This is a genomic window from Nesterenkonia haasae (genome assembly GCF_010119385.1).
GTDB classification, from domain to species: domain Bacteria; phylum Actinomycetota; class Actinomycetes; order Actinomycetales; family Micrococcaceae; genus Nesterenkonia; species Nesterenkonia haasae.
Window position 1 is genome coordinate 1 of sequence record NZ_VFIE01000051.1, and the last position, 258, is coordinate 258.

A 258-nucleotide genomic window follows, 5' to 3' on the forward strand; every position below is an offset into this window, starting at 1 on the left:
TCGCATACCCTGGACCTGCTCGACCATCTGCTGGGGCCGCTGAGCGATGTGCGTGGCCTGGCCAGCTCGTTGACCGGCGCCTACGCCGCCGAGGACAGCGTCTCGATGTGCTTCCGCACCGGGACGGGGACACACGGCATCGCGCAATGGAGCTTCTGCGCGTTCCGCCGCCAGGATCAGATCGAGATCACCGGCGACCGTGGGCAGCTGCGCTTTGCCACCTTCGAGGACGTTCCGGTGGAGCTGGAAACCGAAGCG

General features: G+C 67.1%; 1 protein-coding gene. It reads left to right on the top strand.

Going from position 1 to position 258, the window contains the following annotated elements:
• Positions 1 to 258 (top strand): Gfo/Idh/MocA family protein (locus FH975_RS16395; RefSeq protein ID WP_235928813.1); only part of this gene is annotated, 258 nt, incomplete at both ends.